22 protein-coding genes are annotated in these 24,769 nt (G+C 63.6%); 7 read left to right on the forward strand and 15 right to left on the reverse strand.

Translation table 11 applies throughout. From position 1 onward, the window contains the following. Nucleotides 1-62 precede the first annotated feature (62 nt). Nucleotides 63-1,118, forward strand: coding sequence for a hypothetical protein (locus N008_RS05340; protein WP_156109032.1), 1,056 nt, complete (start codon nt 63-65; stop codon nt 1,116-1,118). A gap of 62 nt (nt 1,119-1,180) precedes the next feature. On the opposite strand, the gene N008_RS05345 is transcribed toward N008_RS05340, so the two are convergent. The 7 genes from N008_RS05345 to purH form a co-directional block, all read right to left on the reverse strand. Then, entirely contained in the window at nt 1,181-2,824 is a 1,644-nt protein-coding gene (locus N008_RS05345) for a hypothetical protein (RefSeq protein ID WP_044014320.1), read from the reverse strand. A 303-nt stretch (nt 2,825-3,127) separates the two neighbouring features. Beyond that, a complete protein-coding gene (rodA, locus tag N008_RS05350) occupies nt 3,128-4,432 on the reverse strand; it encodes a rod shape-determining protein RodA (protein ID WP_044014322.1) in 1,305 nt (434 codons plus the stop codon). Nucleotides 4,433-4,593: 161 nt separating this feature from the next. Further along, nucleotides 4,594-6,432, reverse strand: coding sequence for a penicillin-binding protein 2 (mrdA, locus tag N008_RS05355; RefSeq protein WP_044014324.1), 1,839 nt, complete (start codon nt 6,430-6,432; stop codon nt 4,594-4,596). A 253-nt stretch (nt 6,433-6,685) separates the two neighbouring features. Next, entirely contained in the window at nt 6,686-7,213 is a 528-nt protein-coding gene (locus N008_RS05360) for a hypothetical protein (protein WP_044014326.1), read from the reverse strand. Next, the gene (gene mreC / locus N008_RS05365; RefSeq protein ID WP_044014327.1) at nt 7,210-8,136 is read right to left on the reverse strand and encodes a rod shape-determining protein MreC; all 927 of its coding nucleotides are present in this window, start codon (nt 8,134-8,136) and stop codon (nt 7,210-7,212) included. Before mreC ends, N008_RS05360 begins: the two co-directional genes overlap by 4 nt. 96 nt (nt 8,137-8,232) lie before the next feature. Beyond that, on the reverse strand, nt 8,233-9,258 hold the full coding sequence (locus tag N008_RS05370; protein WP_044014329.1) for a rod shape-determining protein: 1,026 nt from the start codon (nt 9,256-9,258) through the stop codon (nt 8,233-8,235). Nucleotides 9,259-9,608: 350 nt separating this feature from the next. Next, the gene (gene purH, locus N008_RS05375; protein ID WP_044014331.1) at nt 9,609-11,144 is read right to left on the reverse strand and encodes a bifunctional phosphoribosylaminoimidazolecarboxamide formyltransferase/IMP cyclohydrolase; all 1,536 of its coding nucleotides are present in this window, start codon (nt 11,142-11,144) and stop codon (nt 9,609-9,611) included. 179 nt (nt 11,145-11,323) lie between these two features. On the opposite strand from purH, the gene N008_RS05380 reads away from it, so the two are divergent. The 5 genes from N008_RS05380 to N008_RS05400 all read left to right on the forward strand — a co-directional run bounded on the left by N008_RS05380 (nt 11,324) and on the right by N008_RS05400 (nt 15,988). After that, on the forward strand, nt 11,324-12,628 hold the full coding sequence (locus tag N008_RS05380; RefSeq protein ID WP_156109033.1) for a hypothetical protein: 1,305 nt from the start codon (nt 11,324-11,326) through the stop codon (nt 12,626-12,628). A 72-nt stretch (nt 12,629-12,700) separates the two neighbouring features. Beyond that, nucleotides 12,701-13,297, forward strand: coding sequence for a hypothetical protein (locus tag N008_RS05385; RefSeq protein ID WP_156109034.1), 597 nt, complete (start codon nt 12,701-12,703; stop codon nt 13,295-13,297). A gap of 82 nt (nt 13,298-13,379) precedes the next feature. After that, entirely contained in the window at nt 13,380-14,543 is a 1,164-nt protein-coding gene (locus tag N008_RS05390; protein ID WP_044014337.1) for an acyl-CoA dehydrogenase, read from the forward strand. After that, the gene (locus N008_RS05395; RefSeq protein WP_044014339.1) at nt 14,536-15,285 is read left to right on the forward strand and encodes a PIG-L deacetylase family protein; all 750 of its coding nucleotides are present in this window, start codon (nt 14,536-14,538) and stop codon (nt 15,283-15,285) included. Before N008_RS05390 ends, N008_RS05395 begins: the two co-directional genes overlap by 8 nt. 100 nt (nt 15,286-15,385) lie before the next feature. After that, the gene (locus N008_RS05400) at nt 15,386-15,988 is read left to right on the forward strand and encodes an SAM-dependent methyltransferase (protein ID WP_044014341.1); all 603 of its coding nucleotides are present in this window, start codon (nt 15,386-15,388) and stop codon (nt 15,986-15,988) included. Here N008_RS05400 and N008_RS05405 read toward each other — a convergent pair. The 8 genes from N008_RS05405 to N008_RS05440 all read right to left on the reverse strand — a co-directional run bounded on the left by N008_RS05405 (nt 15,985) and on the right by N008_RS05440 (nt 22,266). Then, nucleotides 15,985-17,112: a glycosyltransferase gene (locus tag N008_RS05405; RefSeq protein WP_052381222.1), complete on the reverse strand. Its 1,128-nt coding sequence runs from the start codon at nt 17,110-17,112 to the stop codon at nt 15,985-15,987. The two genes, N008_RS05400 and N008_RS05405, sit on opposite strands and share 4 nt — an antisense overlap. Nucleotides 17,113-17,372: 260 nt before the next feature. After that, entirely contained in the window at nt 17,373-18,581 is a 1,209-nt protein-coding gene (locus N008_RS05410) for a BamA/TamA family outer membrane protein (RefSeq protein ID WP_156109035.1), read from the reverse strand. Nucleotides 18,582-18,692: 111 nt separating this feature from the next. After that, nucleotides 18,693-19,625, reverse strand: a complete 933-nt coding sequence (locus tag N008_RS05415; RefSeq protein WP_081910625.1) for a UbiA family prenyltransferase — start codon at nt 19,623-19,625, stop codon at nt 18,693-18,695. Nucleotides 19,626-19,781: 156 nt separating this feature from the next. After that, nucleotides 19,782-19,976 carry a cold-shock protein gene (locus N008_RS05420; RefSeq protein ID WP_044014346.1) on the reverse strand — a complete coding sequence of 65 codons (195 nt, stop codon included), beginning with the start codon at nt 19,974-19,976 and terminating at the stop codon, nt 19,782-19,784. Nucleotides 19,977-20,101: 125 nt separating this feature from the next. Then, nucleotides 20,102-20,590, reverse strand: a complete 489-nt coding sequence (locus tag N008_RS05425; RefSeq protein WP_044014348.1) for a KdsC family phosphatase — start codon at nt 20,588-20,590, stop codon at nt 20,102-20,104. Between the two features lie 103 nt (nt 20,591-20,693). Beyond that, nucleotides 20,694-20,933 (reverse strand): Fe-S cluster assembly protein IscX, encoded by a 240-nt coding sequence (gene iscX / locus N008_RS05430; RefSeq protein WP_044014350.1) that lies wholly within the window; start codon nt 20,931-20,933, stop codon nt 20,694-20,696. A 102-nt stretch (nt 20,934-21,035) separates the two neighbouring features. After that, nucleotides 21,036-21,368: a 2Fe-2S iron-sulfur cluster-binding protein gene (locus tag N008_RS05435; RefSeq protein ID WP_044014352.1), complete on the reverse strand. Its 333-nt coding sequence runs from the start codon at nt 21,366-21,368 to the stop codon at nt 21,036-21,038. A gap of 61 nt (nt 21,369-21,429) precedes the next feature. Continuing rightward, on the reverse strand, nt 21,430-22,266 hold the full coding sequence (locus tag N008_RS05440; RefSeq protein WP_052381224.1) for a Rossmann-like and DUF2520 domain-containing protein: 837 nt from the start codon (nt 22,264-22,266) through the stop codon (nt 21,430-21,432). Nucleotides 22,267-22,457: 191 nt separating this feature from the next. Here N008_RS05440 and N008_RS05445 point away from each other — a divergent pair, with 191 nt between their 5' ends. Then, nucleotides 22,458-24,353: a T9SS type A sorting domain-containing protein gene (locus N008_RS05445; protein ID WP_044014354.1), complete on the forward strand. Its 1,896-nt coding sequence runs from the start codon at nt 22,458-22,460 to the stop codon at nt 24,351-24,353. Nucleotides 24,354-24,769: the final 416 nt, after the last annotated feature.

Here is a 24,769-nt window from a genome sequence, read left to right on the forward strand (position 1 = left end):
CAGCGAGATTCCTCCCTCCGCTCGGAATGACGTTCTTTTTACCCCGCTAACCTTTCCGTTTTATGCCCGACTTCTCCCCTCTTCTCCTACGCTGGCGGCGGCTGATACTGGTGTATCTGCTGGCGCTGGGGGTGCTGGCCGGGCCCGCGTACACAATGTACGTGCACTACGACTTCTCGCACTCCCTGGACACGCGCAGCTACCTGAGCATGGCCCGGGGGCAGTTTGAGGGGGTGAGCGTCACGCGGCGCTACCGGGTGCTGGTGCCGGCCGTGGCGGCTGCCGTGGCGTGGCCGCTGGAGCAGGCCTACGCCCGCGTGTGGCCCCAGCGCGCCACCTCCGACTGGCCGCTACGGCTGGCCTTCTACCTGGTGAACATGGCGCTGCTGGCCGCAGTGGGCGTGATTATCTTCGAAACCTGCCGGCTCTACGGCGCTACGCCGGGCGCCGCCGCGCTGGCCGTGGTGGCGGTGCTGTGCAGCCGCTGGGCCGTGTACATTGCCGGCCTGCCGCTCGTGGATAGCCTGTATATGCTGGTATTCGCGCTGGCCTTTTACGCCCCCCGGGCCCGGTCGGCGGGGGCGCTGGTGGCGGTGCTGCTGCTGGGGCCGATGGCCAAGGAGTCGTTTGTGTTTCTGGTGCCGTGGCTGCTGGTGTTCGGCCGACCGGCGCTCAGCTGGCCGAAGCAGCTGGCCGGGCTGGCCGTGGGCGGCGCCATAGCTCTGGCAGTGCGCTACTGGATTGATGCCCGCATTGGCGCGCCGCCCGCGGAAAGCGTGAGCAACGCCCTGGACCACGTGCACAACCTCGTGTACTCGCTCAAACGGCTGCTTTCGGTGAAGGGCGCGGGCGAGCTGTTCAGCGTGTTCGGCTTTTTCTGGCTGGCGCTGCTGGCGGGATGGCGCGAGCGGCAGCTCTGGCTGGCTTCGCTGGGCTGGCCGGCGGCCGGGCTGGTGGCGGTGGTGCTGGCCCACATGTTTCTGTCCGGCGACCTGGGCCGGATGGGCTACCTGGGCGCGCCGGTATTCGGGGTGGCCTTTGCGCTGGTGCTCACCCACAAGCCGTGGCTGCGCAATGGCGCGCCGCCTTCCGCCAATGCTGGCAGTGCAACGATATAAGGCCGAAGCCCCTGCTGGATTGCTGGCCGATGGCGCCAGAAGCGCACAGGCGGAAGCCTACGCTACTGCACCCGCGTCAGGTACACCCAACCAAACGACGTAGTCACCGAATCGACGCGCACCAGCCGGAAACCCTGCAACAGCTGGCGTTGGGTGGCGTCGTCGCCCTGGGTGAGGCGGGCGCGGTCGAGCAGGCGCGGGCCGTCCAGGGCGTCGGTGTACACGGGCTGGCCGGCGGCCCGGCAGCGCCGCAGCCACGCCCGCAGCCGGGCCGCCGACTGGCCGGGTCGCTGCACCAGCAGCGCCGGAGCCGGCAAGATGTTGGGCGGCCCCACCGGCCGGCCGGTGCGGTAGTGCAGCTGGTTGAGCACCAGGTTGGGGTCGGACAGCAGCCACCAGGCGGTAGGCTCCCGCTCCAGGCGGGCCAGCAGCGGCGCGGTATCGGTGAAGCGCAGCAGGTAGGCCGGCAGCAGCCCGAACGTCAGGTTCCAGAGCAGCAGGGCGCCACCAGCCAGGGCCAGCGGCCGGGCCGGCCAGGGCTGCCGCACCAGCAGCAGCGCCAGCAAGGCCGGCAACATCACCAGAAACTCGGCGTTGCCGGCCGCCCACAGCGCGCAGGCCAAGTGCAACAGTAGAATCAGTAGGTGCGTGCGGCGGAAAGCGCGGCATGGGGCCGCTTGAGTGGCTTCAGCAGCCAGCGTTGCCGGCTTGTTTTCATCCCCGAAATCAGCTGATGATAGGCTGGCAGACGCTGTGCGGCGGCGGCGCCACAGCTGCCAGCCGGCGGCCGTCATCAACCCCACACACAGCAGTGCTACGCCGGCCAGCAGCGGCCAACGCTGCAGCAGCGCCAGTGTGCTGCCGTGCAGCTGCCCGAAGGTGCGCACCACGCTCACGCCCATCAGCAGCAGCGTCCGGCCCGAAGGCGCGGCGCCGGCGTGGCCGTGGTAGAGCTCATAAAACACAAACTCCCAGAAAGCCCGCAACGTGAATGGCAGCTGCCACGACGGCAGCGCCGCCGCATACGCCACCGGCACCAGCAGCGCCGGCAGACTATACAGCACCGCCGCCACCCACCGCCCCGCCGGCCGCGCCCAGAGTAGCCCAACCAGCAGCCCCAGCCACCAGAACGCATGAATCTGGTGCAGCAGCGCCGCCCCGGCCGCCCACGCCCCGGCCGAAAGCCAGCCGCGCCAGCCGGTTTCGCCAGCGGCGGCGCGCCACCAGCTGCGGCTGGCCAGCAACGAAAGCAGTAGCGGCAGCACGTAGGTTTCGTTTTCGGTGGCGAAGCGCAGCATCCCGAACGAGCCGCCCGCCAGCAGCAGCCAGCCCGCCACCGGTGCCGCCGGCCCGCCCACCCGCCGCAGCAAGCTCCGCAGCACCAGCAGGCAGGCCCCAAACGCCAGCGCGTTCAGGGCTTTCAGGGCAGCCAGCGTATCGAGCGAGGCGGGCAGCAGCTGCCGCCAGAGCCAGCCCACCACGTTGTAGAGCAGGTGGTGCGGCAGCAGCAGCTCGTGGCCGTGGCGCACGCAGGCGGCGTAGTACCAGGCGTCGGGCGTGGAGTTGCGGGTGGGCAGCAGCAGCGCCAGCGCCGTAAGCAACAGCATCACCGCCCACTCCTGGGTGGCCGGGGCCTGCGGGCTGAAAGCTGATTGACGTAACTGCATCTGCAGGCGAAAGTAGCACGAAGCGCCTGCTTCGCGCATGGCCGGGCAGGCTCATCAGATCAGATGTACCGCGAATTTCCACTTCGCGAAGCGCGGGCCGCCGATGAGATGTACCGCGAAGTTTCACTTCGCGAAGTGCGGACCACCAACACGCCACGAAGGGATGAGAGCATGGCTGTGCGGGCGGTGCGCGCTTCGCGAAGTGAAACTTCGCGGTACATACCAAGATCCGGCGAGTGGCCCGGGCGTGGCGCGAAGTGAAACTTCGCGGTACGTACTAAGGTCCGGCGGGTGGCACGGGCGCTTCGCGAAGTGGAACTTCGCGGTACACATGTGACTCCTTTAGTACCGCTCCAAATCCTGCTTGCGGTAGGCGTCGATGCCCAGCAGGATGAAGAGCAGCACCGTGAATGACCACAGCGAGGAGCCGCCGTAGCTGAACAGCGGCAGCGGAATACCCACCACCGGCGCCAGCCCGATGGTCATGCCCACGTTGATGGCGAAGTGGAAGAAGAAGATGCTGGCCACGCAGTAGCCGTAGGTGCGCCCGAATACCGATTTCTGGCGCTCCGCCACGTACACAATGCGCCCCAGCAGGGCCATAAAGAGCACGATAACCGTAGTCGTGCCCAGCCAGCCCCATTCCTCACCGATGGTGCAGAAGATAAAGTCGGTGCTTTGCGCCGGCACAAAGTCGAACTTGGTTTGGGTGCCCTGCAGGAAGCCCTTGCCGGCCAGCCCACCCGAGCCGATGGCAATCTTGCTTTGCGTGACGTTCCAGCCCACGCCCAGCGGGTCGGCTGAGGGGTTGATGAGCACCTCGATACGCTTGCGCTGGTGGGGCTGCAGCACGTTGTTGAAGAAGAAATCCACCCCGAACACCATCCCAATCACCACCGCCCACACGCTGATCGTCACGGGCAGGTGGTGGCGCAGCACCTTGCTATTGAAGGCCAGCACCGCGCCCAGCACCACCGTAAAAAAGCCCACCAGCCACAGCTTGGGCACCAGCAGCGCCAGAATCAGGATGATGGCGGCGGCGGCCAGAATCACCAGAATCAGCGGCGACATACCCTCGCGGAAGTAGGCCAGCAGGAAGGCGGCAAACACCAGCGCCTGCCCGGTTTCGTTGGCCGCCAGAATCAGGAGCGGCGGCAGCAGCGTGAGGCCGGCCAGCACGGCTTGGTCGCGGAAGTTCTGCTGGCGCAGGTTGATACTGGCCATATACCTCGACACGGCCAGCGCCGTCACGAACTTGGCAAACTCGGCCGGCTGCAACCGCATCGGGCCCAGCTCCAGCCAAGAGCGCGACCCGCCAATGGGCCGGGCAATAAAGGGTGTGACAATGAGCAGCAGAATCATGCCGCCGTAGAGCACAAACGCAAACGTGTCGTAGGCCTTGTAGTCGATGACCACGAGCACCACAATCAGCACCACGGCCGTCCCGATCCACAGAATCTGCTTGAACCAGTCGAACACCATCAGCTGCTGAAAGCTGAGGTTGCCGAACAGGCTGCCGTCGGTAGGCGCGTCGGGCGAGTAGCTGGCCGCGTACACGCTCACCCAGCCCAGCAGCACCATCAGGGCATAAATCCCGACGGTAACCCAATCGATGCTGCGTGAATATCTGGCGGGGGAGGCGGACATGGGAGGAAACTAATTGAACGTCATGCAGAGCGGAGCGAAGCATCTCGCCCGAGTGGTACTCCTGTCATTCTGAGCTTGCCGAAGCATCTCTCCCGCTTCGTTGAATTACCGTTGCGGTAGAGATGCTTCGGCAAGCTCAGCATGACGTTCTTTTGCTTGATTTAATATTTTCGGATAAAGCTTTCAGCGGGGCGCTGCAGCCAGGTTTCCCAGCGCTTGCGCCAGGGGGCAACGTCACCGCGCAGGTATTTCTCCATCATCAGGGCGGCCATGGGGGCGGCGGAGGAGCCCCCGAAACCGGCATTTTCGATGAATACGGCAATGGCAATCTTGGGGTCTTCGGCGGGCGCGAAGGCGGCGAAGGTGGCGTGGTCGGCGCCGTGGCGGTTTTGCACGGTGCCCGTTTTGCCGGCCACCGAAATGCCCACGTCCAGTAGCGAGGCATTGTTGCCGGTGCCGCCGCGGCCGTCCACTACCTGCTGCATGCCCGGCACAATGGATTCAAAGTACTGCGGATCGACGGCCGTGACGTGCCGCTGCAGGTACTGCGGCAGCGGGCCGCCCGTACCGATGCCCTTCACAAAGTGCGGCGTGTAGTAGTAGCCGCGGTTGGCAATGATGGCCAGCATATTGGCCATCTGCAGCCCCGTAACGCCCATTTCGCCCTGCCCGATGGCGAGCGAGTAGATGGTGCGGAAGTTCCAGCGGTGGAAGCCGTAGGCTTTGTCGTAGAAGTCGGAAGTCGGGATGAGGCCCTTCTTTTCCTGCGAGATGTCCACGCCCAGCTTGTCGCCCAGCCCGAAGGTCATCACCTGCCGGCGCCACTCGCTGTAACCCAGGCGGGCATCCTCGAAGCGGTTGGTGGAGCGCCCGCGCAGCACGGCCGCCCGCATCACCTGGTAGAAATAGGGGTTGCAGCTGTTTTTGATGGCAATGCTGACGTTGTGCGGGTACTCGTGGCGGTGGGTGCAGCGCACCAGCTTCCAGTTGCAGTCAAACGGCGTATTGGGCGTCACGACGCCCATCTGCAGCGCCACCAGCTCGTTCACCATCTTAAACACCGAACCCGGCGGGTAGGTGGCCATCAGCGGGCGGTTGAACAGGGGTTTGGCCGTGTCCTGCAGCAGGGCCATGTAGCGGTTGCCCATGCCCTTGCCGGTCAGCACCGACGGCTCGAAGCCCGGTGCCGACACCATGGCCAGGATTTCGCCGGTCTTGGGGTCGAGGGCCACGATGGAGCCGCGCTTGTTCTGCATCAGCATCTCGCCGTACTTCTGCAGCTCGATGTCGATGCTGGTGTGCAGGTCCTGCCCGGCCACCGACAGCGTGTCGTACTCGCCGTCGCGGAACGAGCCTTTCTCGATGCCGCGCACGTTCACCATGCGGTACTGCACGCCGCGCCGCCCCATCAGCTGCGGCTCATAAAACGACTCCAGCCCCGAAATGCCCAGAAAGTCGCCGGGCAGGTACTTGGCGTACTTTTCCTTTTCCAGAAACGCCGGCGTGATGGCGCCCACGTAGCCCAGGGCGTGGGCCATGTTTTCGGTGCGGTAGGAGCGCGCCATGCGGGCCTTGATGCTGAAGCCCGGAAAGTCGATGAGGTTGTCCTGGATGGCGGCCAGCTCGGGCGTGCTCAGGTTCTGCACCAGCGGCGAGGCCTTCACGCGGGAGTAGGCGCGGGCCGTCTGCAAACCCAGGCGCACCTCTTCCAGCGGCAGCTGCAGCAGCTGGCAGAAGCGGGCCGTGTCCAGCTGCTTCACCTCGCGTGGCACCACCATCAGGTCGTACACAGGCATATTCTGCACCAGCAGCTGGCCCTTGCGGTCGTAGATGAGGCCGCGGTAGGGCACCTGCACGATGCGCTGCAGCGTGTTGCGGTCGGCGGCCAGCTTGTAGCTGCCATCCAGCACCTGAATGTAGAAAAGCCGCCCCCCAAACGTGAGGGCTACGGCCAGAAAAATAGCCAGCACCACAAACCGGCGCCCTTCTAGGTATTGCAAAGCGGTGTGTTCTGAGAGAAAAGCACTTACGGCCAACAGGCCGGATTCACAAAGATAACACCGATTGACCCCACCCCAACCCCTCCCCAAAAGATGCCGCGTATCAAGCGGGGTGGGCTTAGATTAGCAACCCAACGACAGTTCGAATCCTCACTCCGCCTTCGGCTCAGACAAGGTCATTCCGTTGCCAAAGTGAAATTATAGCACACCCCGCTTGATACGCGGCATCTTTTGGGGAGGGGTTGGAGAGGGATTAACGCCCGCGCCGCTTGGTAGGAAAGAAAATCAGCTGGATAATCAGCAGCGTGATGCCCGTAAACAGGGTGCTGACCACAATCTTGGCCAGCGTGAGGCCAAACGAGCGGAAGCTACCCAGCTCCAGCAGGAAAAAGGCCAGGTGGTGCAGCCCCACCAGCAGGCCCATGTACACCAGAAACCACTGCCCGCCCATCTGGTGCACGTTCACCGAGTCCTGGGCCTCGTAGCCGTCGCGCGGGGTGAGCAGGCGCAGCACCCAGGGACGCAGGTAGCACAGCAGCACCGCCGAGGCCGCGTGCACGCCGCCGGTGTCGTAGAACAGGTCCATGAGCAGGCCCGTGCCGAAGCCCAGCACCAGCTGCAGCACGATGGGCGTACCGATGGGCAGAAACAGCAGGAAGCCCAGGTAGAAAAAGCACCAGCCCAAATCAAACAGCACCAGCTTGCTCACCAGCAGCATATGCACGGCCAGGTAGAACCCAAACCGCAGCACCTGAATCAGCAGCGCACCTACTCCTTTCATGGCTGCTCCTCCCCTTCCGGCTTCATGCCCGCTTTCAGCTCCAGCGTATCCCGCTCGGCCTTGGGCCTTGGGTTCACCACGTACACGTAGGTTAAGTTGGCGAAATTGACGGCCAGCCGCACCCGCACCGTCCAGAAGTTCTTATCGGGCTCCTTCACAAACCCGTCGATGGTGCCCACCAGCACACCTTCCGGGAACACCGCGTTGTAGCCCGACGTCACAATGGTGTCGCCGCGCACCAGCTTGTTCTGGCGCGGAATGTTGTCGAGCAGCGCGTGCGTGGGGTCGTCGCCGAGCCAGCGGATGCTGCCGAACGTGTTGTCGCGCAGAATCTTGGCCGAAATGAAGGTTTTGGAGTGCAGCAGCGAGGTCACCGTAGCGTAGTTTTCACTCACCACCTTCACCCGGCCCACAATGCCGGCCGCGGCCAGCACGCCCATACCCGGCCGCAGCCCCTGCCGGGTGCCCACATTCAGGGTCAGGTAGTTATCCACGCGGCGCAAGGTGTTGTTGAGCACCCGGGCCGGAATCAGCGGGTAGTCGGGGTTGCGGGTGGGCAGCGGGCGCAGCCCCAGCAGCAGCGAGTCGGGGTAGGCGAGGCCAGCCAGGCGAGCCTGCGAGGCGCTGTCCTGCTGCACGGGCAGGCGGCGCGCCTCGCGGCGGCCCACGTCGGCCAGGTACAGCTGCTGGCGCAGCGCGGCGTTTTCCTGCACCAAGCCCTGGTTGATGCTCACCAGCCGGAAGTAATCGTAAATCTGCGTCCGGGTGTCGAGTACCTGCCCCACGTAGGCATTGGCCGAGTTGAAGAACGCCGCCCGCTGGTAGGTGCTGTTGCGAATCAGCAAGTACAAACTGGCCACCTCCAGCAACGCAAACACGAGCATCCCCCGGTAGCGAAACAGAAAGGCGAACAGATTACGCATGGATTGAAGTGTTAAATGGCTGAATGATTAAATGGTTGGTTGTTCCGGATACTTCTCTGGAACGACCAACCATTTAACCATTCAGCCATTTAGCCATTAAGTCAGCAGCACGCTGCGGAAGGCCTGGATGTTTTTGATGGCCGCGCCGGTGCCGCGCACTACGGCACGAAGCGGGTCTTCAGCAATGTGAATCGGCAGCTTGGTTTTGGCGGCCAGGCGCTTATCGAGGCCGCGCAGCAGGGCGCCGCCGCCAGTCAGATGGATGCCGTTTTCGTAGATGTCGGCCGACAGCTCGGGCGGCGAAATCTCCAGCGCCTTCAGTACTGCTTCCTCAATCTTGGCCACCGACTTGTCGAGGGCAATGGCAATTTCCGACGACGTCACCTTGATAACCTTCGGAATGCCGGTCATCAGGTCGCGGCCGCGCACCTCGAAGTCGGGCGGCGTCACGTCGAGTTCGGTGAGGGCCGCGCCTACTTCAATCTTGATGCGCTCGGCCGAACGCTCCCCGATCAGCAGGTTGTGCTGGCGGCGCATGTAGTCGAGAATATCTTGGTTGAAGACGTCGCCGGCCGTTTTGATGGACTGGTCGCAGACGATACCCGACAAGGCGATTACCGCAATTTCGGTGGTACCGCCCCCGATGTCGATGATCATCGAGCCTACGGGCTGCTCCACGTCGATGCCGATGCCGATGGCGGCGGCCATGGGCTCCTGAATCATCCAGACTTCCTTGGCGCCGGCGTGCTCGGCGGAGTCACGCACAGCGCGCTTCTCCACCTCGGTGATGCCCGACGGAATGCAGATGACCATGCGGTGCGACGGCTGAAACAGCCGCGTCCGGGTGTCAATCATCTTGATCATGCCCTTGATCATCTCCTCGGCGGCGTGGAAGTCGGCAATTACACCGTCTTTCAGGGGGCGGATGGTCTTGATATTGTCGTGGGTCTTTTCGTGCATTTGCTGCGCTTGCCGGCCCACGGCAATTACCTTATTGGTTGTGCGGTCTTTGGCGATGATGCTCGGCTCGTCCACCACGATTTTGTCGTTGTGGATGATGAGCGTATTGGCCGTTCCCAGGTCGATGGCAATATCGCTGGTGAGGAAATTAAAGAAACCCATTGGTTAACGGCGGCAAGTGAATGAGTACGGGGCGTTTGCACCCGCACAAAAAGTGGGGGCAAAAGTAAGCAAGTTTCGGGGAAGCCCCACGGTTGGGGGTATCAAACTGAAACAGCAGGTCGACCGGTTCATCCCATCCCGGGAATTGTGGCGCGGCGCGGCTGGCGTCATCAACGCTGGCCGGCCTGCTGGGATTGTCCGAGCGGGCCGGCGGCCCGCATTTTCCAGCTTGCCCGGCGGGCCGGCGGCGACCTTCCATGCACAAAACGCCCCGGGGCGGCCAAAGCCACGCCGGGGCGTTTTCTGGTTCAACACAGGCGCCAATGAGCTATAGGCGCCTGCTTGTCAGGCTAGTGCTTGAAGTGCCGCACGCCGGTGAGCACCATGGCCATGCCTAGGCGGTTGCAGGCGTCGATGCTGTCTTGGTCTTTGATGGAGCCGCCGGGCTGCACCACCGCCCGGATGCCGGCCTCGCCGGCAATTTCCACGCAGTCGGGGAAGGGAAAGAAGGCGTCGGAGGCCATGACGGCGCCCTGCAGCTCGAAGCCGAAGCTGCGGGCCTTCTCGATGGCCTGGCGCAGGGCATCTACGCGCGAGGTCTGGCCGACGCCGGACGCCAGCAGCTGGCCGGCCCGCGCCAGCACGATGGTGTTGCTCTTGGTGTGCTTGCACACTTTGAGGGCGAATTCCAGCGCCGCCACCTCGTCGGTCGTCGGCGCCGACTCGGTTACGGTGCGGAACTCGGCGGCGCCCTCCACTTGGCGGTCGAAGTCCTGCTCAATCACGCCGTTGAGCAAGGTTTTGATTTGCTTGGCCGGGAACTGCACCGGCTTCTGGCGCAGCAGAATGCGGTTTTTCTTGCTTTGCAGGATGGGCAGCGCCTCGGCCTCAAACTCCGGCGCAATCAGCACCTCAAAAAACAGCTTGTTCAGCTCCTCGGCCGTAGCGGCATCCACGGGCTTATTCACGATGATAACGCCGCCAAACGCCGACACCGGGTCGCAGCTGAGGGCGTTGAGGTAGGCCGTGTGCAGCGTGTCGGCCTGGGCGATGCCGCAAGCGTTGGTGTGCTTGAGGATGGCGCAGGCCGCCGGGCCCTGGGCGTCGAACTCCTGCATGAGCAGGACGGCGGCGTCCACGTCCACGAGGTTGTTGTAGCTGAGCTGCTTGCCGTGGAGCTGGTCGAAGAGGGCGTTCAGGTCGCCGTAGAAGGTGCCGGCCTGGTGGGGGTTTTCGCCGTAGCGCAGGGCGGTGGCGGGCTTCTCGCTCACTTTCAGGGCAGCTGCACTCAGCTCCGTACCCTCGGCCATGTACCGGAAAATCTGGGTGTCGTAGTGCGAGGTGGCCTCGAAGGCGGCGGCGGCGTAGTGGCGGCGGTCGTCGAGGTCGGTGGCGCAGTTTTTCTGGGTCAGCAGCTCGGTTACGGCCGCGTACTGGTCGCGGGAGCTGACCACCAGCACGTCGCGGAAGTTTTTGGCGGCGGCGCGCAGCAGCGAGATGCCCCCGATGTCAATCTTCTCGATAACGTCGGCCTCGGCGGCGCCGGAAGCCACGGTTTCCTCGAACGGGTACAAGTCCACAATCACCAGGTCGATGGGCGGAATCTGGTGCTGGCTGGCCTGCTGCTGGTCGCCGGCCTCGTGGCGGCGCTGCAGAATGCCGCCGAATACTTTGGGGTGCAGCGTTTTCACGCGGCCGCCAAACACTTCCGGAAAGCCCGTCAGGCTCTCCACGGCCGTTACCTCGGCGCCCTGCTCCTCGATGAACTGCTGCGTACCGCCGGTGGAGTAGATCGTGACGCCGTGCTGCTTGAGCAGCGCTACCAGCGGCTCGAGGCGGTCTTTATAATATACAGAAACGAGAGCGGAGCGAATGGGCTGCGACATGGTAGCGGGCAATTGATGAAAAGGTGAAACGCGCCGCGAAGGTAGGGCCGCCAGCGAAAGCAGCGGTATTACCGAATTATTATGTGCGCCCGGCGGCCAATTCTTCCGGGCGGATTGCGGAGGCAGCCCGCGCCGGTATCTTTGCGGCTGCTTGCTACCATTTTATTACTCTGGTTTTCGTGAAACATCTTTTTCTGCTGGCCGGCGCCTGTCTGGCTTCCACCCTGGGCCTCGCCCAGTCGGCCACCAACTACAAGCCCGGCTACCTGGTTACGCTGCAGGGCGACACGCTGCGCGGCGAAATTGAGCTGACCCGGTTTCCGTCGGAAAACGGCGTGCTGCTGCGGGCGGCCGGCACCACCACGCCCGGCAAGGCCTACCTGCCGCTCACCACGCGCCTGGTGCAGCTAGACAACGGCCAGCGGCTGGTGCGGCGTAAGCTGGTGCTGCAGCGGCGCACCCAGGTGGTTACGCGCATCGTGGGCGACTCCCGCGACTCAATCGGCGTGTTTGTGCAGCAGCTGACCACCGGCGCCGCCCGCCTCTACCGCCTCGACTACAACCTGCTGCCCAGCACCGGCACCGCCTTCGAGCACACCAAGCGCGAAACACAGTTCTTTCTGATGGAAACGGCCCCCAGCGGCCTGCTGGTGCTGGAGCAGATCAACTTCCGGCCTATGCTGCAATCGGTGTTTGCTGGCTGCGCGCCCGCCCTGGAGCAGCTGCCGCGCACCAAGTTTGAGGAGGACGCGCTGGTGAAGCTGGCCCTGGCGTACGGCAGCTGCGCCCCCGGCCTGCCCGCCACCGACCTGCGCCCGGCCCCCGAGCCGGCCCCCAAAAGCCGGCTGCTGCTGGGCGTCCGGGCCGGGGCAGTTAGGCATACGCTCAGCATCGGCAACGAGCCGCGCCTGGCCCGCTCCAAAGCCGAGCCGCTCACCGACTGGCAGGCGGCCGTGTATGCCCGCCTCGTGCGGCCCGGCCGGGCCGTATCGTTTGGGGCGGGGCTGCAGTACGGCAAGCGCCGCACGCGCTACGCCTCCGACTACGTGGTGCCGGTTGGCTTCACCAATGCCGGCCAGCAGTTTGCGCTGGCCGCGGAGTTTGAGGTGCAGGCCCTGCAGCTGCCGGTGTGGATGCAGTGGGGCGCAAAGTCAGGCTACGGCTTCTACGTGGGGGCCGGGGCAGTGCCGGGCCTACACCGCCAGGGCCGCCTCGTTTCCGATGCCCTGCGCTCTGTGGTTGACCCCGGCAGCTTCTCGCCACGCGCCGTTGCTGAGCGCGTAACCGACGAACGGTTCGACAACGGCTCGGTGCTGACGCTGGGCGGCCAGCTCACGGCCGGCTACCGGCCGCGCCTGGGCGCCGGCAAGCTCACGCCGTTGCTGGAAGTGCAGTACGAGCGGGGCAAAGAGCTGCGCGACGACCAGTTTCTGAACGGTGCCGCCTACGACGGCCTGTCGGTGCGGGTGGGCGTGGAGTTTTAAGTAGCAACCTGGCAGCTTTCCACCCCGGCAACCAAGCCGCTGGCCGCTGCCTGTACCATACAGCCGTGCTTTATGAAACACTTCCTTCTCCTTGGCGGCTGGGCATTGCTGGCTCCTGCCGCGCTGCACGCCCAGAAAGCCACTCCCTACAAGCCCGGTTACGTGGTTTCCTTGGCCGGCGACACCGTGCGGGGCTATGTGCTGCCCCCCACGGCCCGCACCATGGGCATGAGCCTGCGGTTTCGCCTGCAGCCCACTGACCCGGACATACTGTATCCTCTCAAATCTGTACGGGGCGCCGGCCTGCAGGCCGGCAAAACCTACCGGGTGCGCAAGCTTCAGCCCGTTGTTGGCCGCGACACGCTGCGGCTGCTGTTTCAGCCCCTGGCCGTTGGCTCGCTCACGCTGTATCGACTCGATTACGAGATACGCAACAGCGACGCCAGCGCCCTGAACGGCGCCCGCTACGAAAATACGTTCTATTACCTGGAACAGGGGAATAATGCGCTGATCCTGGTGCAAGCCGGTTCGTTTCGGCAGGTGTTTGGGGGGCTGCTGGCTACCTGTGCGCCCGGCCCCGTAACCGGGCGCTTCGACGAGGCCAATCTGCGTCGGCTGGTGAGCTTGTACAATGCCTGCGGTGGTTCGCCACCTGCCACCCGTCCCTGAGGCCGCGCGCTGTGCCCGGGAAATCAGCTTGAACTTAATGAGGGATTAGCAGTAAAAACATGTAGTTTTTCCCGGTTCCTCTATGTTTTCTGATTCCTTCACCAGCCCTCCGCAACCGATGCCCACGGCACCGGCCCCTGAAGCAGCTGCCGCCGCCTTGGCGCCCCGCCTGTTGGCCCAGGCCCCAGCCTCCGACCAGCCGGGCGGCTTCCCCATCCAGGAGTTCGGGTGGCTGCGCGAAGCCGGCCTGCTGCGCGCGCCGCTGCCTGCCAGTCTGGGTGGCACTGGCCTCGCCGAGCCCACCCAGACGCTGCCACTGCTACGGGTACTGCGCCACATCGGGTGGGGCAACCTGGCCGTGGGGCGCGTGTATGAAGGACATGTCAATGCCTTGCAGCTCATGCAGCGCTTCGGCCGGCCCGGGCAGGTAGCCGCCTGGGCCGCCGATGCGGCGGCCGGCCACCTGTTTGGCGTCTGGAACACGGAGGCGCACGATGGCGTGAAGCTGGAACCACTGCCCGACGGCCGCTACCGACTGCGGGGCAGCAAAACCTTTGCCTCAGGTGCGGGCCACGTTACGCGGCCACTGCTGACGGCAGGCCTGCCCGATGGCGGCTGGCAGATGCTGATTTTGCCGGCCGACACTCAGCAGCCGGCCCTGGATGCCAGCTTCTGGCGCCCGCTGGGCATGCGCGCCTCGGCCAGTTTCCGCGCCGACTTCACCGGGCTGGAAATCGGGCCGGAAGACTTGCTGGGTGAGCCCGGCTCATACTATCAGCAACCAGCCTTCAGCGGCGGTGCCATTCGGTTTGCGGCGGTGCAGCTGGGTGGGGCGGAGGCTGTGTTCGACGAAACCCGGCGCTTTCTGCAGCAGCTGGGCCGCACCGACGACCCGTATCAGCGCCAGCGCCTCGGTGAGATGAGCGTGCTGATTGAGTCGGGCAATCTGTGGCTGCGCGGGGCCGCCGACCACGCTACGCGCCCCACCGCCGAAGCCGATCCGGAGGCTACAGTAGCGTATGCCAACATGATGCGGACAGCCGTGGAGGAAATCTGCCTGCGCGTGCTGCAGCTGGCCGAACGTTGCGTAGGGGCCCGTGGCCTACTGCAGCCCGAGCCCTTCGAGCGCCTGCACCGCGACCTGACCCACTACCTGCGCCAGCCCGCCCCCGACGCGGCCCAGGCCGATGCCGGCCGCTTCGTACTGAGCCGGCCTGAACCTGCTTACCAACTGTGGAATGTCTGACGCGAAACCTCTGGATTTCCACACGCTGCCCCTCAAGCCCGCTAGTTACGCGGCTTCCCTGGGGTCTACGGCCGTCATAGCTCCGCACCCCGACGACGAAAGCCTGGGCTGCGGCGGTCTGCTGGCGCTGCTGGCCCGCGCCGGGTTGCCGGTATGGTGCGTGCTGGTCAGCGACGGCACGATGTCGCACCCGAACTCCCGGAAATTTCCGGCGCCGCAGCGGCAGGCCATTCGGGAGCAGGAGCTGCGGGCCGCCCTGGCCGAGCTGGGCGTGGGCCCGCAGATGCTACTGCCGCTGGGGTTGCCCGATGGGGCCGTACCTACTCCCGACACGCCTGCCGGCGCGGCAGCCGTGCAGCGGCTGACTGCCTTTTTCCGGCGCACCCGGCCGGCTACGGTGCTGGTGCCCTGGCGCCGCGACCCGCACCCCGACCACCGATCCACTAGCCTGCTAGTGCGCACTGCGCTGGACGAACTCGCGCAGCCGCCCCGGCTGATCGAATACCTGGTGTGGGCCTGGGAGCGCGCCACGCCGGCCGATTTGCCTCAATCCGGTGAAGCCACTGGCTGGCGCCTCGACATTGAATCAGTATTGACGCAGAAAACCCAGGCCATTGCTGAACACCGGTCCCAGCTGGCACCGGGCGTTTTTAATGACGACCCGACGGGATTTTTATTGGCCGAAAGTATGCTCGCGCATTTTCGGCAACCGTATGAAGCCTATGTAGAAGCAGCCGGCTAGCGAAACTCGTTGGGCTGCGCTTCAGCCACAGAGCTTAGCTACCCGGCCACATACTCGCGCATTCTGCTGATACTGCCCTAACCCCCAGCTGCTTTACACTATGAATTCCAATCAACCCCATACGCTACCGCCCGACTACTTCGACGCGGTATACCGCGCCAATACCGACCCGTGGAACTTCGAGGCCAGTGCCTACGAGCACGCCAAATACGCCGACACCCTGGCGGCACTGCCTGCGGAGCGGCTCTACGAAAGCGGGTTTGAGGTTGGCTGCTCATTGGGGGTACTTACCGAAATGCTGGCGCCCCGCTGCCGGCATCTGTTGTCGATTGATGTGGCGGAAGTTCCTTTACAGCGCGCCCGGCAGCGGTGCGCGCACTTGGCGCAGGTGGAATTTCAGCGGATGGCCCTGCCTGCCGACTTTCCATCGGACCGCCAGTTTGACCTGGTAGTGCTGTCGGAAGTCGGGTATTATTGGGCTTTGCCTGATCTGGAACGGGTAGCCACGGCGCTGCTGGCGGCACTGCAGCCGGGCGGGCATCTGCTGCTGGTACACTGGACGCCCCCCGTGCACGACTACCCACTGACCGGCGACGAGGTACACGACTTCTTTCTGGCTCAAAATGGCCCGAATGCCCCGCTGACGCACGTTCATGGGCACCGGGCAGAACAGTACCGCCTTGACCTGCTAAGACGAAACTAGCGCAGATACGTGGCAACTGGCAGCCGCGACGCTGAACTTTCTGCTGCCGGCCCGTAGTGTTCTACCAACTGCCGAAGCTCGAAAATGGCTTGGGAAAGTGGCACCAACCGCTGACGCCGCCACCGGGCCCGATGGCGCTCCACCCATTCCCAGAGTACCCCAAACGAACTGGCTACAACTACCTGCTGCGCCAGCGCGCCAGCGGGCACACTCAGTGCAGCCGCCAGTTGCACGCAGGAAGGCCGCCGCGCAGGCGCCGAGTGAGCGTGAGCCCACAGTTGCCGCAGTTCCCGGCGCGCCTGCCAGTTGGCTAGCAGGCTGGCTCCGCTTTCCACCAAAGGCTCCTGCTGTTGCTGAAGCAGGCTGGCCCATTCCCGCAACTGCCACGACAAACCGACCTCTACCCTCCCCTGGTGGCGGCTAGACGTGCTGACACACACTTTGGTGCTATGCCGTAGGCGTAGGTCGTGGCGGCGCAAGGCCTGCCACAGCGCTTCGTCTTCCAGATAAGGTACGATGGGCAGCCCGCCAACCTGGCGATAGGCAGCCACGCTTAGGGCCAAGCTGGCCCCAAAGTGCTGATGATGGCGCGGCCATCCATCGGCCGGGTCGGGGTCGAGCAGGGCTTCGAGGCGGGCCCGGAGCAGGCGGTAGCGGGCATCAAGCAGGTGGGTGCGCCGCACGCAGATTTCCCCGGAAGCGGCTTCCGGATAAATTCGGCCACCCACGGCATCGGCGCCGGCGGCGAATTCTGCCTGCGTGGCGGCCAGCCAGGTTGCCGCCACGCGCGTGTCGGCGTCGGTGCTGGCAATGATGCCCCGCGGGCCGGCCGTTTGCTCAAGCCGGTGGCAGGCTTCATCCATGAGTAGCCGCCGGGCCCGGCCTACGTGGGCCTCCGGCGCCACTAATGTGGCTTCCGCTACCTGCACCATCATCTGCGGATGAGAGCCGGCAAAGGCGCGTACCACATCGGCAGTGTGGTCGAGGCAGTTATTGGCCAGTACCAGCACCTCATAGCTGCTGTATGGCAGGGGCAGGCCCTGCAGATCCACCTGAGCGGCTAGGGCGGCCAGCGTTTCGGGCAATTGGCCGGCCTCATCCTTGGCCGGGATAATGACGCACACTGCCAGAGAAGCGGCCGGCGGTGCTAGGTGCTGCCATAGGCTGGCGGCTACCGAACAGGGTTGAGCAACTGAACGAAACGATATAGAGGAGGTAGCAGTAGTCATCAGCCCATGTTTTACGCAAATCTCAAGCAGATGATGACTTGCTTTTAGCATTCATGCCTACGCGGCTGTTTTTGGCCTGAAGCCAAGGCTATTGGCACATAAAAAGCGCCACTCAGCAGGCTGAATGGCGCTTTTTATGTTGACAGCAGAATATGCTAGAAGGCTTCGCCCACAGCAAAATAAATGCTCGGTGCCGTATCGGTACCGCCAGCGTAGTCGAGGCGGATGTTGAGCCGGTCGCGGCGGTTGAAGCGGAACCGCAGGCCGGCGCCCCCGGCGTAGCGGGTCTGGTCGAAAGCGTAGTCGGAGAGTTTGTAGCCCACCTGGCCGGCGCCGGCGAATACAGCCCCGTCGATACGCCAGAACAGCTTCTGCCGAATTTCAGCCTGGAAGGTCATCATCTGCCGGTCGCGGAAACGGGTTTCGTAGAGGCCGCGCATCAGGCCGGCGTTGTTGTAGAGCGCACCGCCGAGGTTGGCGCCCAGGCCGCCCAACTCGCGGAACGGCACGGTGCCGGAGTGGAACGAACCAAGGTAGTTGAGGGCCAGAATGGTGTTGTTGGAGCCAAACAGCGGCCGGAAGTGGCGGGCGTCTACCTGGTAGCGCGTAAACTTGTAGTCGGAGCCGATACCGTCGCCGTTGAAGAGCATGTGCGCGTCCACGAACGAGCCACGGTAGGTGGCCAGCACGTTGTCGCGGCCATCAAACAGCACGGCCGGGCCTACGCCCGAAATCCGGGTATCCTGCCGCTCACGGTCCTTCAGGCGCGGGTCGCGGGTGAAATAGTTGGAGGCGCCGTTGTCGGCGTTGCCCTGGGGCTCGATGTCGGTGGTGTTGGTGAATCGGTAGCGCACGCCGGCAAACAGGTTGGGTGCCACCCGCTTCATAGCCTTCTGATCGAAGATGATGAGCGTGTAGGCCAGGTCCGACTCGTTGTCTTTGGAGTTGTCGTTGCCGACGCCGTAGTAGAACAGCTTCTGGTCGTAGCGGCTCAACTCGCCGGTGAAGAAGAACTTCTCACCGGGCGTGAAGATGGTATGCGTCAGTTGGATGGTGCTCTGCTTTTCCTGCGAGTACCAGGCAATCAGGCGGGCGTTGGACTTGCGCACCGTGGTATCAGTGCCGAAGCGCCACACCGGCAGAATGGCCGCGCCAGCCGCAAAACCGGTTTCCTGCTGATAGAAGGCAATGGGAACCGGAATGAAGCTGGGCTTGTCGCTGGGCGCAAACAATGACTTCTTGGGTTTTTCGTCGGTGGTGCGGCTGAGGCCGGGCGCAGGCGCCGAAACGCTGTCGGTTACTACCTGGGCATTACCAAGCCGGGCCAGCATACACAGTGCCAGCGGCATGTAGAGAAAGCGCATAAAGGGCTTCAAAAAGGGGAAAGAAGATGGGTTTGGGGCTGCTTTTCAACCAATGTCCGGGATACCGGCAGCCTGTCTGATTGCGCTAACGCAAGGGAGCCGCCTACGGTTTTACCGCAGCACCTCCACCAGCAGCATCGAGAGCACGCCGGCCAGCATAATGCCCTTACACCAGCGGCTAAGCTGCGCGAAATGCCGCCGCCGGTCGGCGCGCAGCAGCAGGCGTCCCAACCACAGCAACGGCCCCAGCACCGCCAGCAGTAGCCACCCGCCCAGCACCAGGCGGCTGTGCGTGAGGGCGTGGCCGCAGGCGCCGGCCACCAGCGCCACCAGCGCCGCCAGAAACAGGCCCGCCACCCATTTGGTGCGGGCCACGCCCCACACGATGGGCAGCGTGTGGCAGTCGTGCTGGGCGTCGCCGCGCATGTCTTCCACGTCTTTCACGATTTCGCGCACCACCGTCAGCAGGAAGGCCGCCAGCGCATATTGCCACACGCTCACCACGCCGGTGCGCAGCTGCAGCTCCGGCAGCAGCACCAGCGCCCCAGTGAGCGTGGCAATGCTGACGTTGCCTACCAGCGCCACGCGCTTGAACCGCACCGAGTAGCCCCACAGCAGCAGTGCCGAGCCTAGGTTCACGAGGCCCAGCAGCGGCGAGAGCAGCCCGCTTAGCCCCACCCCTACCCCCGACAGCAGCATGTGGGCCAGCATGGCGCGGCGGCGGTTCACCACGCGCCCCACCACCAGCCGGCCGGGGCGGTTGATGGCGTCAATCTTCACGTCGTAGTAGTCGTTGATGATGTAGCCGGCGGCGGCCACGCAGAGCGCCGCCACGGCCAGCACCCCAAAGCGCCAGTCGAGCAGGGTGCGGAGCGGCTGCGCGGGCTGCAGCAGCCCGGCCCGTACCAATGCCAGGCACAGCAGCATCATCAGCAGATTGGGCAGCCGGATCAGCTGCGCCACCGGCCGCAGCCCCGTTCCGCCTTGCGGCTCTACCGGCCCGGGCGCCGCTTCAGCAGACGAAAAAGGGACAACTACAGTCATGGGCACACAACATACGAAGTACTACAACAGCAGCCCCAACTCATTTTGCCGGCATCAACCCCATACCCGGCAAAGGGCCACCGGCTGGCAAAAAGAAAGCCTCTCCAACGAAGGAGAGGCTTTCCGGATACTTGAAAAGCAAGTCGGAGCTGGAATCTACACTCTCTTCACATTCACGGCATTCACGCCTTTGCGGCCTTCCTGCGTCTCAAATTCCACCCGGTCGTTCTGCTGTACCTGGCCGCCGTTCAGGCCGGTAATATGTACGAAGAAATCTTCCTTCGTTACATCATCTGTAATGAAGCCGTAGCCCTTCGCCTCATTAAAGAATTTTACGGTTCCTGTTTTCATGAAAAAAGAAGAAAATGTTGAATGGATGAGTGGGTAAAGATAGAGGTAATTCGGAAAATCGCAACCCCGTTTGGGGCCCTTCCCAACCTCTTCAAAAACCCACTACATTCAGGCTAGACTACTAGCTACCAAGTCTTTTGCTCTTTCATTACGGCTTCAATCAGCTCCCGCACAGCCCCGTGCCCGCCAGGCAGCGCCGACACGTATGAGCTGATAGCGCGCACATCGGCGGCGGCATCGGCGGGGCAGGCGGCCAGGGCGCAACGGCGCATTACCTCAAGGTCGGGCATGTCGTCGCCCATGTAGGCGATGTGCGCCGGGTCGAGGCGGTAGGTGTTGATGTAGTTGTTGAAGATCTTCATCTTATCATCTATACCCAGGTACATGTCACGCACATCCAGCGACTCCAGGCGCTTGCGCACACCTTCTTCTTCGCGGCCCGAGATGACGGCGATACGGTAGCCCTGGCGCAGCGCGTGCCGGATGGCGTAGCCGTCGCGGATGTGGAAGGCGCGGGCCTGCTCGCCGGAGTTGAAGGCCAGCAGCGTGCCATCCGTCAGCACACCGTCGACATCAAGAATAAACGCCTTAATAACAGATAAGTCTGGCGACATAGCAGCAGAATTCGGAGCAGAAACTAGGAACGGAGGCAATGCAACAAATAAGCCGACGGGCCGGCTTTAACACGGTAAAAGCCGGCCCGCACAGGCGACAGGCTTATTTCTGGTTGTCGCGCCACTCATACACCCACTTGGCCTGGATTTGCTCCAGGTGGCCTTCGTTGGCCTGCTCGCGGGTGCCTTCAAAGTTGGGCAATTCCAGCACCCAGTCCAGCAGCTCCGTGAAGCGGATGCGGTAGATTTTGGCTTCGGAAAAGTCGTCGCCGAACTTTTCGTACAGCGCAATGGCCACATCTTCGTGGTCGTTCCAATGGATGGGGGGCTCGAAATGGGCCATCTTCTTAATGGTTAAATTGTTGAATGGTTGGATGGCGGCATGGCTAAAGGGCAAGTCTGAACGACCAAGCCAGTTAGCCATGCCGCCATCCAACCATTGAGGTTAGTGTCCTAGGAACTCCTGCGCCGGAATGAGAATCACCAGATCCTGGCTGCTGGCCTGCACCACGCACTGGCAGCCCAGGCGCGAGTTGATGCGCGGGTTCACGGCGCGGTCGATGAAGTCTTCCTCCTTGTCGCTGATTTCGGGCAGGTCGGCTTCGCCGCGCTGCACATAGACGTGGCAGGTGCTGCAGCCGCAGACACCGCCGCAGTTGTGCTGCAGCTGGATGCCGTTGTTGAGGGCCACGTCCAGCACCGACTCGCCTTCGGCGGCCACGTGGGTCTGCTCGGGCTGGCCGTCTTGAAATTGGAAGGTGATGTTGACAGCTTTCACAAAAAAATCTTCTGACGAGGCAAAAAATGAAGGCACGAAGGTACGCACGCCTCTACCGGATTCAAAGCTCTATCCCCCCTTGGTTGTTTGCGGCCGGAGCCTCCAACTGCTTCTGAATACTGCTGGTCAGGGCGTTATACACCGCCAGCCACGCCGGATAGTCCGTTAGGGCGGCCTGGTGCCGGGCCAGCGTGGGGGCATCGTGGCGGGCGGCCGGGCCGGTTTGCACCGTGAAGGGCGGGTTGGCCAGGGCCTTTTCCACGGTTTCGTGGAGCAACGGAGCTAGCAGCGCCAGCGGCAGTTGCTCTTGTGCCAACAGCGCGTGGCTGATGCCCAGCAGGTGATTGGTGAAGTTGCAGGCAAACACTGCCGCTATATGAATGGCCTGCCGCTGCGGCGTGCCCACCACCTGCACGCTGCCGCTCAGGGTGTGGCCCAGCGCCAGCAGCAAGTCCTGCGCGGCGGGGGTGGCGCCTTCTATGCACAGCGGCACGGCGCGCCAGTCGAGGATGCGCCCGGCGCTGAAGGTCTGGAGCGGGTAGAACACGCCGCCCACCACGTGCGGCAGCGCCTCGAACACGCTGAGCGGCACGGTACCGGAGGTATGGGCCACCAGCGCCCCGGCCGGGAAGCGCGCCTGCGCCAGCACCGCCGGAATGGCGGCATCGGGCACGGCCAGCAGGTAGAGGTCGGCGAGAGGCAGGGTGGCGAAATCGGGGGTGAGCAGCGCGGGCGTGCCGGGCACGGTGGCGGCCAGCACGGCGGCGGTAGCGGGCGTACGGCTCCAGATGCCGGCTAGCTGATGGCCGGCGTGGCGCAGGGCCGGGGCCAGCTGGCTGGCTACCCGGCCCGCGCCTATTACTATAACACGCAGAGAAATAGCCGGATCGGAAGTCATGAGCAGAAAGTAAGGGCACTGAATGGTGTAAAGTACGGGCAGGAATATGGCTTTTCGGATACGACTTGTGTAGTTCTCAGGAAAAGTAATCAACTTGTAAGCTCAAGAACTGCCCTTTAATATTGCTTAAAGGGCATATTTCTCCTCTTCTCCACTTTTACCCCTTCACCATTTCCAACACCTTTACCCGTATGACACATTCTTACACGGCGCCTTGGCGCAAGCTGGCTCTGGCAGCTATGCTGGGCCTGGCTGGCACCACGGCGGCGCAGGCACAGTTTCTGAACTACCCGCCTACGCTGGCCGTCAACGCAGCCGGCACCTACACCGATCTGGGCACCACTGGTACGGCCATTGCCGTTACTAATACGGACGACGCCCTCTCGACCCCACAAAACATCGGCTTTACGTTCAGCTACAACGGCACCGATTTCACGCAGTTTATCCTGAGCACCAACGGCTTCATTAAGCTGGGCGCTACCCCCCTGCTGGATCCGGCGGATGTTTCGCCTCTGTTCAGCGCCGACCCGGCCGATGCAAACGTTATTGCGGCGATGTCCAACATCGACCTCTATGGCGCTGCCGACCAGACTGCTAACCCTACCTCCTATCGGGTAGCCACCACTGGCACGGCACCAAACCGGGTCTGCACCATCCAGTTCAAGAATCTGCGCGACTACGCTACCACTACGGTACCGGCGCAGTTCGCTACAATGGATTTCCAGATCCGGCTGTTCGAAGGTACCAACAACATTGAACTGGTTTACGGCACTTGGACCGCTACCACGAATACGCCACTGGGCCACAGCGCTGTAGTAGGTATTAAAGGAACCGGCACAGGAGCGGCTGAACGGGTGCTGTCCCTGAAGCCTTCTAGCTCCACGGCCTGGTCGACGACGACATTTGGCCAGCCGGCTGCCATTGCCGCTCACTTTATTCGCAACACGTTCCTGCCGGATGCCGGCCGGACTTATCGTTTTGTTGCCGGCCCGCCATTGCCAGCCAACGATGCCGCCGTTCAGGTTATCTATAGCCTGGGCAAGACACCGGTTTCCAGCCCGCAGGTAGTACAGGCCCTGGTTCGCAACGCCGGCTCGGCAGCGCTGACCAACGTGGCCGTTACGCTGAACGTGACGGGTGCCAACACATTCGCGGATGCCAAAATCATCCCGACGCTGGCCGCTGGTGCATCCACCACCGTGTCGTTCAACACCTTCACCCCAACCGCTACCGGCAACAACACGCTGGCGGTATCGGTACCAGCCGACGGCGGCAATACCAACAACTCGCAGACGTACACGCAGGTTGTAACGGCTAACACGTTCAGCTACTCCAACAACACCCCGTTCGACCCAAATCTGGGTGTAGGCTTTGGCGCCACCACCACCGGCGCATTTGTGGCTAAGTTCACCACGCCTGCGGCCCGCACCATTACGGCCGTAGCTGCTGGCCTTGCTGACCCGAACTCTGTGGGCCGCACCGTGTATAGCGTGGTGGTGAATGCCTCCGGCGCCGTACTGGGCCGCTCGGCTGATTATGTGGTGCAGACCGCCGACATCAACACGCTCAAAACGCTGCCCCTGCAAACGGCCGTAGCCGCTCCGGCCGGCAACTTCTACGTAGGCCTCGTGCAGACGGCTGCACCAACGGGTGCCCCTCGCTATTTCCTGATGGCTACGCAGCCCGAAGCTCCGACCCGCCCGGCTACCTTCTTCACCATTGCGCCTTTCGCCGCTACCGGCGGAGCGTTGGTGGATGCCGCCGGCAGCAACCTCGGTGCTTTCGTGCTGGATGCCCAGACTTCCATCGTACAGGGCACCTCGGAAGCCCTGAACCGCGCCATTTCCATGTATCCTAATCCATCTACGGGTCTGGTGAAGCTGGACGTGCGCGGCGCCAACGCCAAGGGCAACCTGCAGGTGAGTGTGGTGAACATGCTGGGCCAGACGGTGCACACGGCTGCACTGAAGGACAACTTCACCAACGAAGTGAACCTCTCGGGCCTCGCCAACGGCATGTACCTGCTGAAGGTGCAGACCGGCGCCGACTACACCGTACGCCCAGTTGACCATCACCAAATAGGTTAACTCCTAGTTCAGCTTTTGAAAAGGGCAGCCCTGGTGGCTGCCCTTTTTTTGTGGGCTTGCGCGGGCCGGCTGCCCCGGCGGCCATTGCCCGTCACACCCTCGTAGCCGGGCAGACACGGAGCCGTAGCTGCTCAGCTTATCCACTTGGCTGCCCACACCTTAGCACCCGGAATAAAGCGGATGCCTGAGCCGGGATACAGCACAAAAAAACGCCCGGAAGCTGTCTGCTTCCGGGCGTTTTTTTGTGCTGATCGGGTGGCTACTAGGCCACGGCTTCGGGGCGGGCCTGGCGGGAGGTTGCCCGGCTTGGCGCAGGTGCGGTAGCAGGCACGGCCTGCTTGCGGCGGCCGTGGTTGCGCAAAGCCAGGCCGAAGCCCAGCGCCATGAGCAGCGTGCCACTCCAGAGCAGGTTGATG

Origin of the sequence: Hymenobacter sp. APR13, assembly GCF_000737515.1 — a bacterium.
In the GTDB taxonomy this organism is placed as follows: Bacteria; Bacteroidota; Bacteroidia; order Cytophagales; family Hymenobacteraceae; genus Hymenobacter.

What these genes read in the sequence shown, in the direction of transcription:
- N008_RS05340 (WP_156109032.1), top strand. Translation starts at nt 63, where the DNA reads ATGCCCGACTTCTCCCCTCTTCTCCTACGCTGGCGGCGGCTGATACTG.
- N008_RS05345 (WP_044014320.1), bottom strand. Translation starts at nt 2,824, where the DNA reads ATGCGCGAAGCAGGCGCTTCGTGCTACTTTCGCCTGCAGATGCAGTTA.
- rodA (WP_044014322.1), bottom strand. Translation starts at nt 4,432, where the DNA reads ATGTCCGCCTCCCCCGCCAGATATTCACGCAGCATCGATTGGGTTACC.
- N008_RS05360 (WP_044014326.1), bottom strand. Translation starts at nt 7,213, where the DNA reads ATGAAAGGAGTAGGTGCGCTGCTGATTCAGGTGCTGCGGTTTGGGTTC.
- mreC (WP_044014327.1), bottom strand. Translation starts at nt 8,136, where the DNA reads ATGCGTAATCTGTTCGCCTTTCTGTTTCGCTACCGGGGGATGCTCGTG.
- N008_RS05370 (WP_044014329.1), bottom strand. Translation starts at nt 9,258, where the DNA reads ATGGGTTTCTTTAATTTCCTCACCAGCGATATTGCCATCGACCTGGGA.
- purH (WP_044014331.1), bottom strand. Translation starts at nt 11,144, where the DNA reads ATGTCGCAGCCCATTCGCTCCGCTCTCGTTTCTGTATATTATAAAGAC.
- N008_RS05385 (WP_156109034.1), top strand. Translation starts at nt 12,701, where the DNA reads ATGAAACACTTCCTTCTCCTTGGCGGCTGGGCATTGCTGGCTCCTGCC.
- N008_RS05390 (WP_044014337.1), top strand. Translation starts at nt 13,380, where the DNA reads ATGTTTTCTGATTCCTTCACCAGCCCTCCGCAACCGATGCCCACGGCA.
- N008_RS05395 (WP_044014339.1), top strand. Translation starts at nt 14,536, where the DNA reads ATGTCTGACGCGAAACCTCTGGATTTCCACACGCTGCCCCTCAAGCCC.
- N008_RS05400 (WP_044014341.1), top strand. Translation starts at nt 15,386, where the DNA reads ATGAATTCCAATCAACCCCATACGCTACCGCCCGACTACTTCGACGCG.
- N008_RS05410 (WP_156109035.1), bottom strand. Translation starts at nt 18,581, where the DNA reads ATGCGCTTTCTCTACATGCCGCTGGCACTGTGTATGCTGGCCCGGCTT.
- N008_RS05415 (WP_081910625.1), bottom strand. Translation starts at nt 19,625, where the DNA reads ATGACTGTAGTTGTCCCTTTTTCGTCTGCTGAAGCGGCGCCCGGGCCG.
- N008_RS05420 (WP_044014346.1), bottom strand. Translation starts at nt 19,976, where the DNA reads ATGAAAACAGGAACCGTAAAATTCTTTAATGAGGCGAAGGGCTACGGC.
- N008_RS05425 (WP_044014348.1), bottom strand. Translation starts at nt 20,590, where the DNA reads ATGTCGCCAGACTTATCTGTTATTAAGGCGTTTATTCTTGATGTCGAC.
- iscX (WP_044014350.1), bottom strand. Translation starts at nt 20,933, where the DNA reads ATGGCCCATTTCGAGCCCCCCATCCATTGGAACGACCACGAAGATGTG.
- N008_RS05440 (WP_052381224.1), bottom strand. Translation starts at nt 22,266, where the DNA reads ATGACTTCCGATCCGGCTATTTCTCTGCGTGTTATAGTAATAGGCGCG.
- N008_RS05445 (WP_044014354.1), top strand. Translation starts at nt 22,458, where the DNA reads ATGACACATTCTTACACGGCGCCTTGGCGCAAGCTGGCTCTGGCAGCT.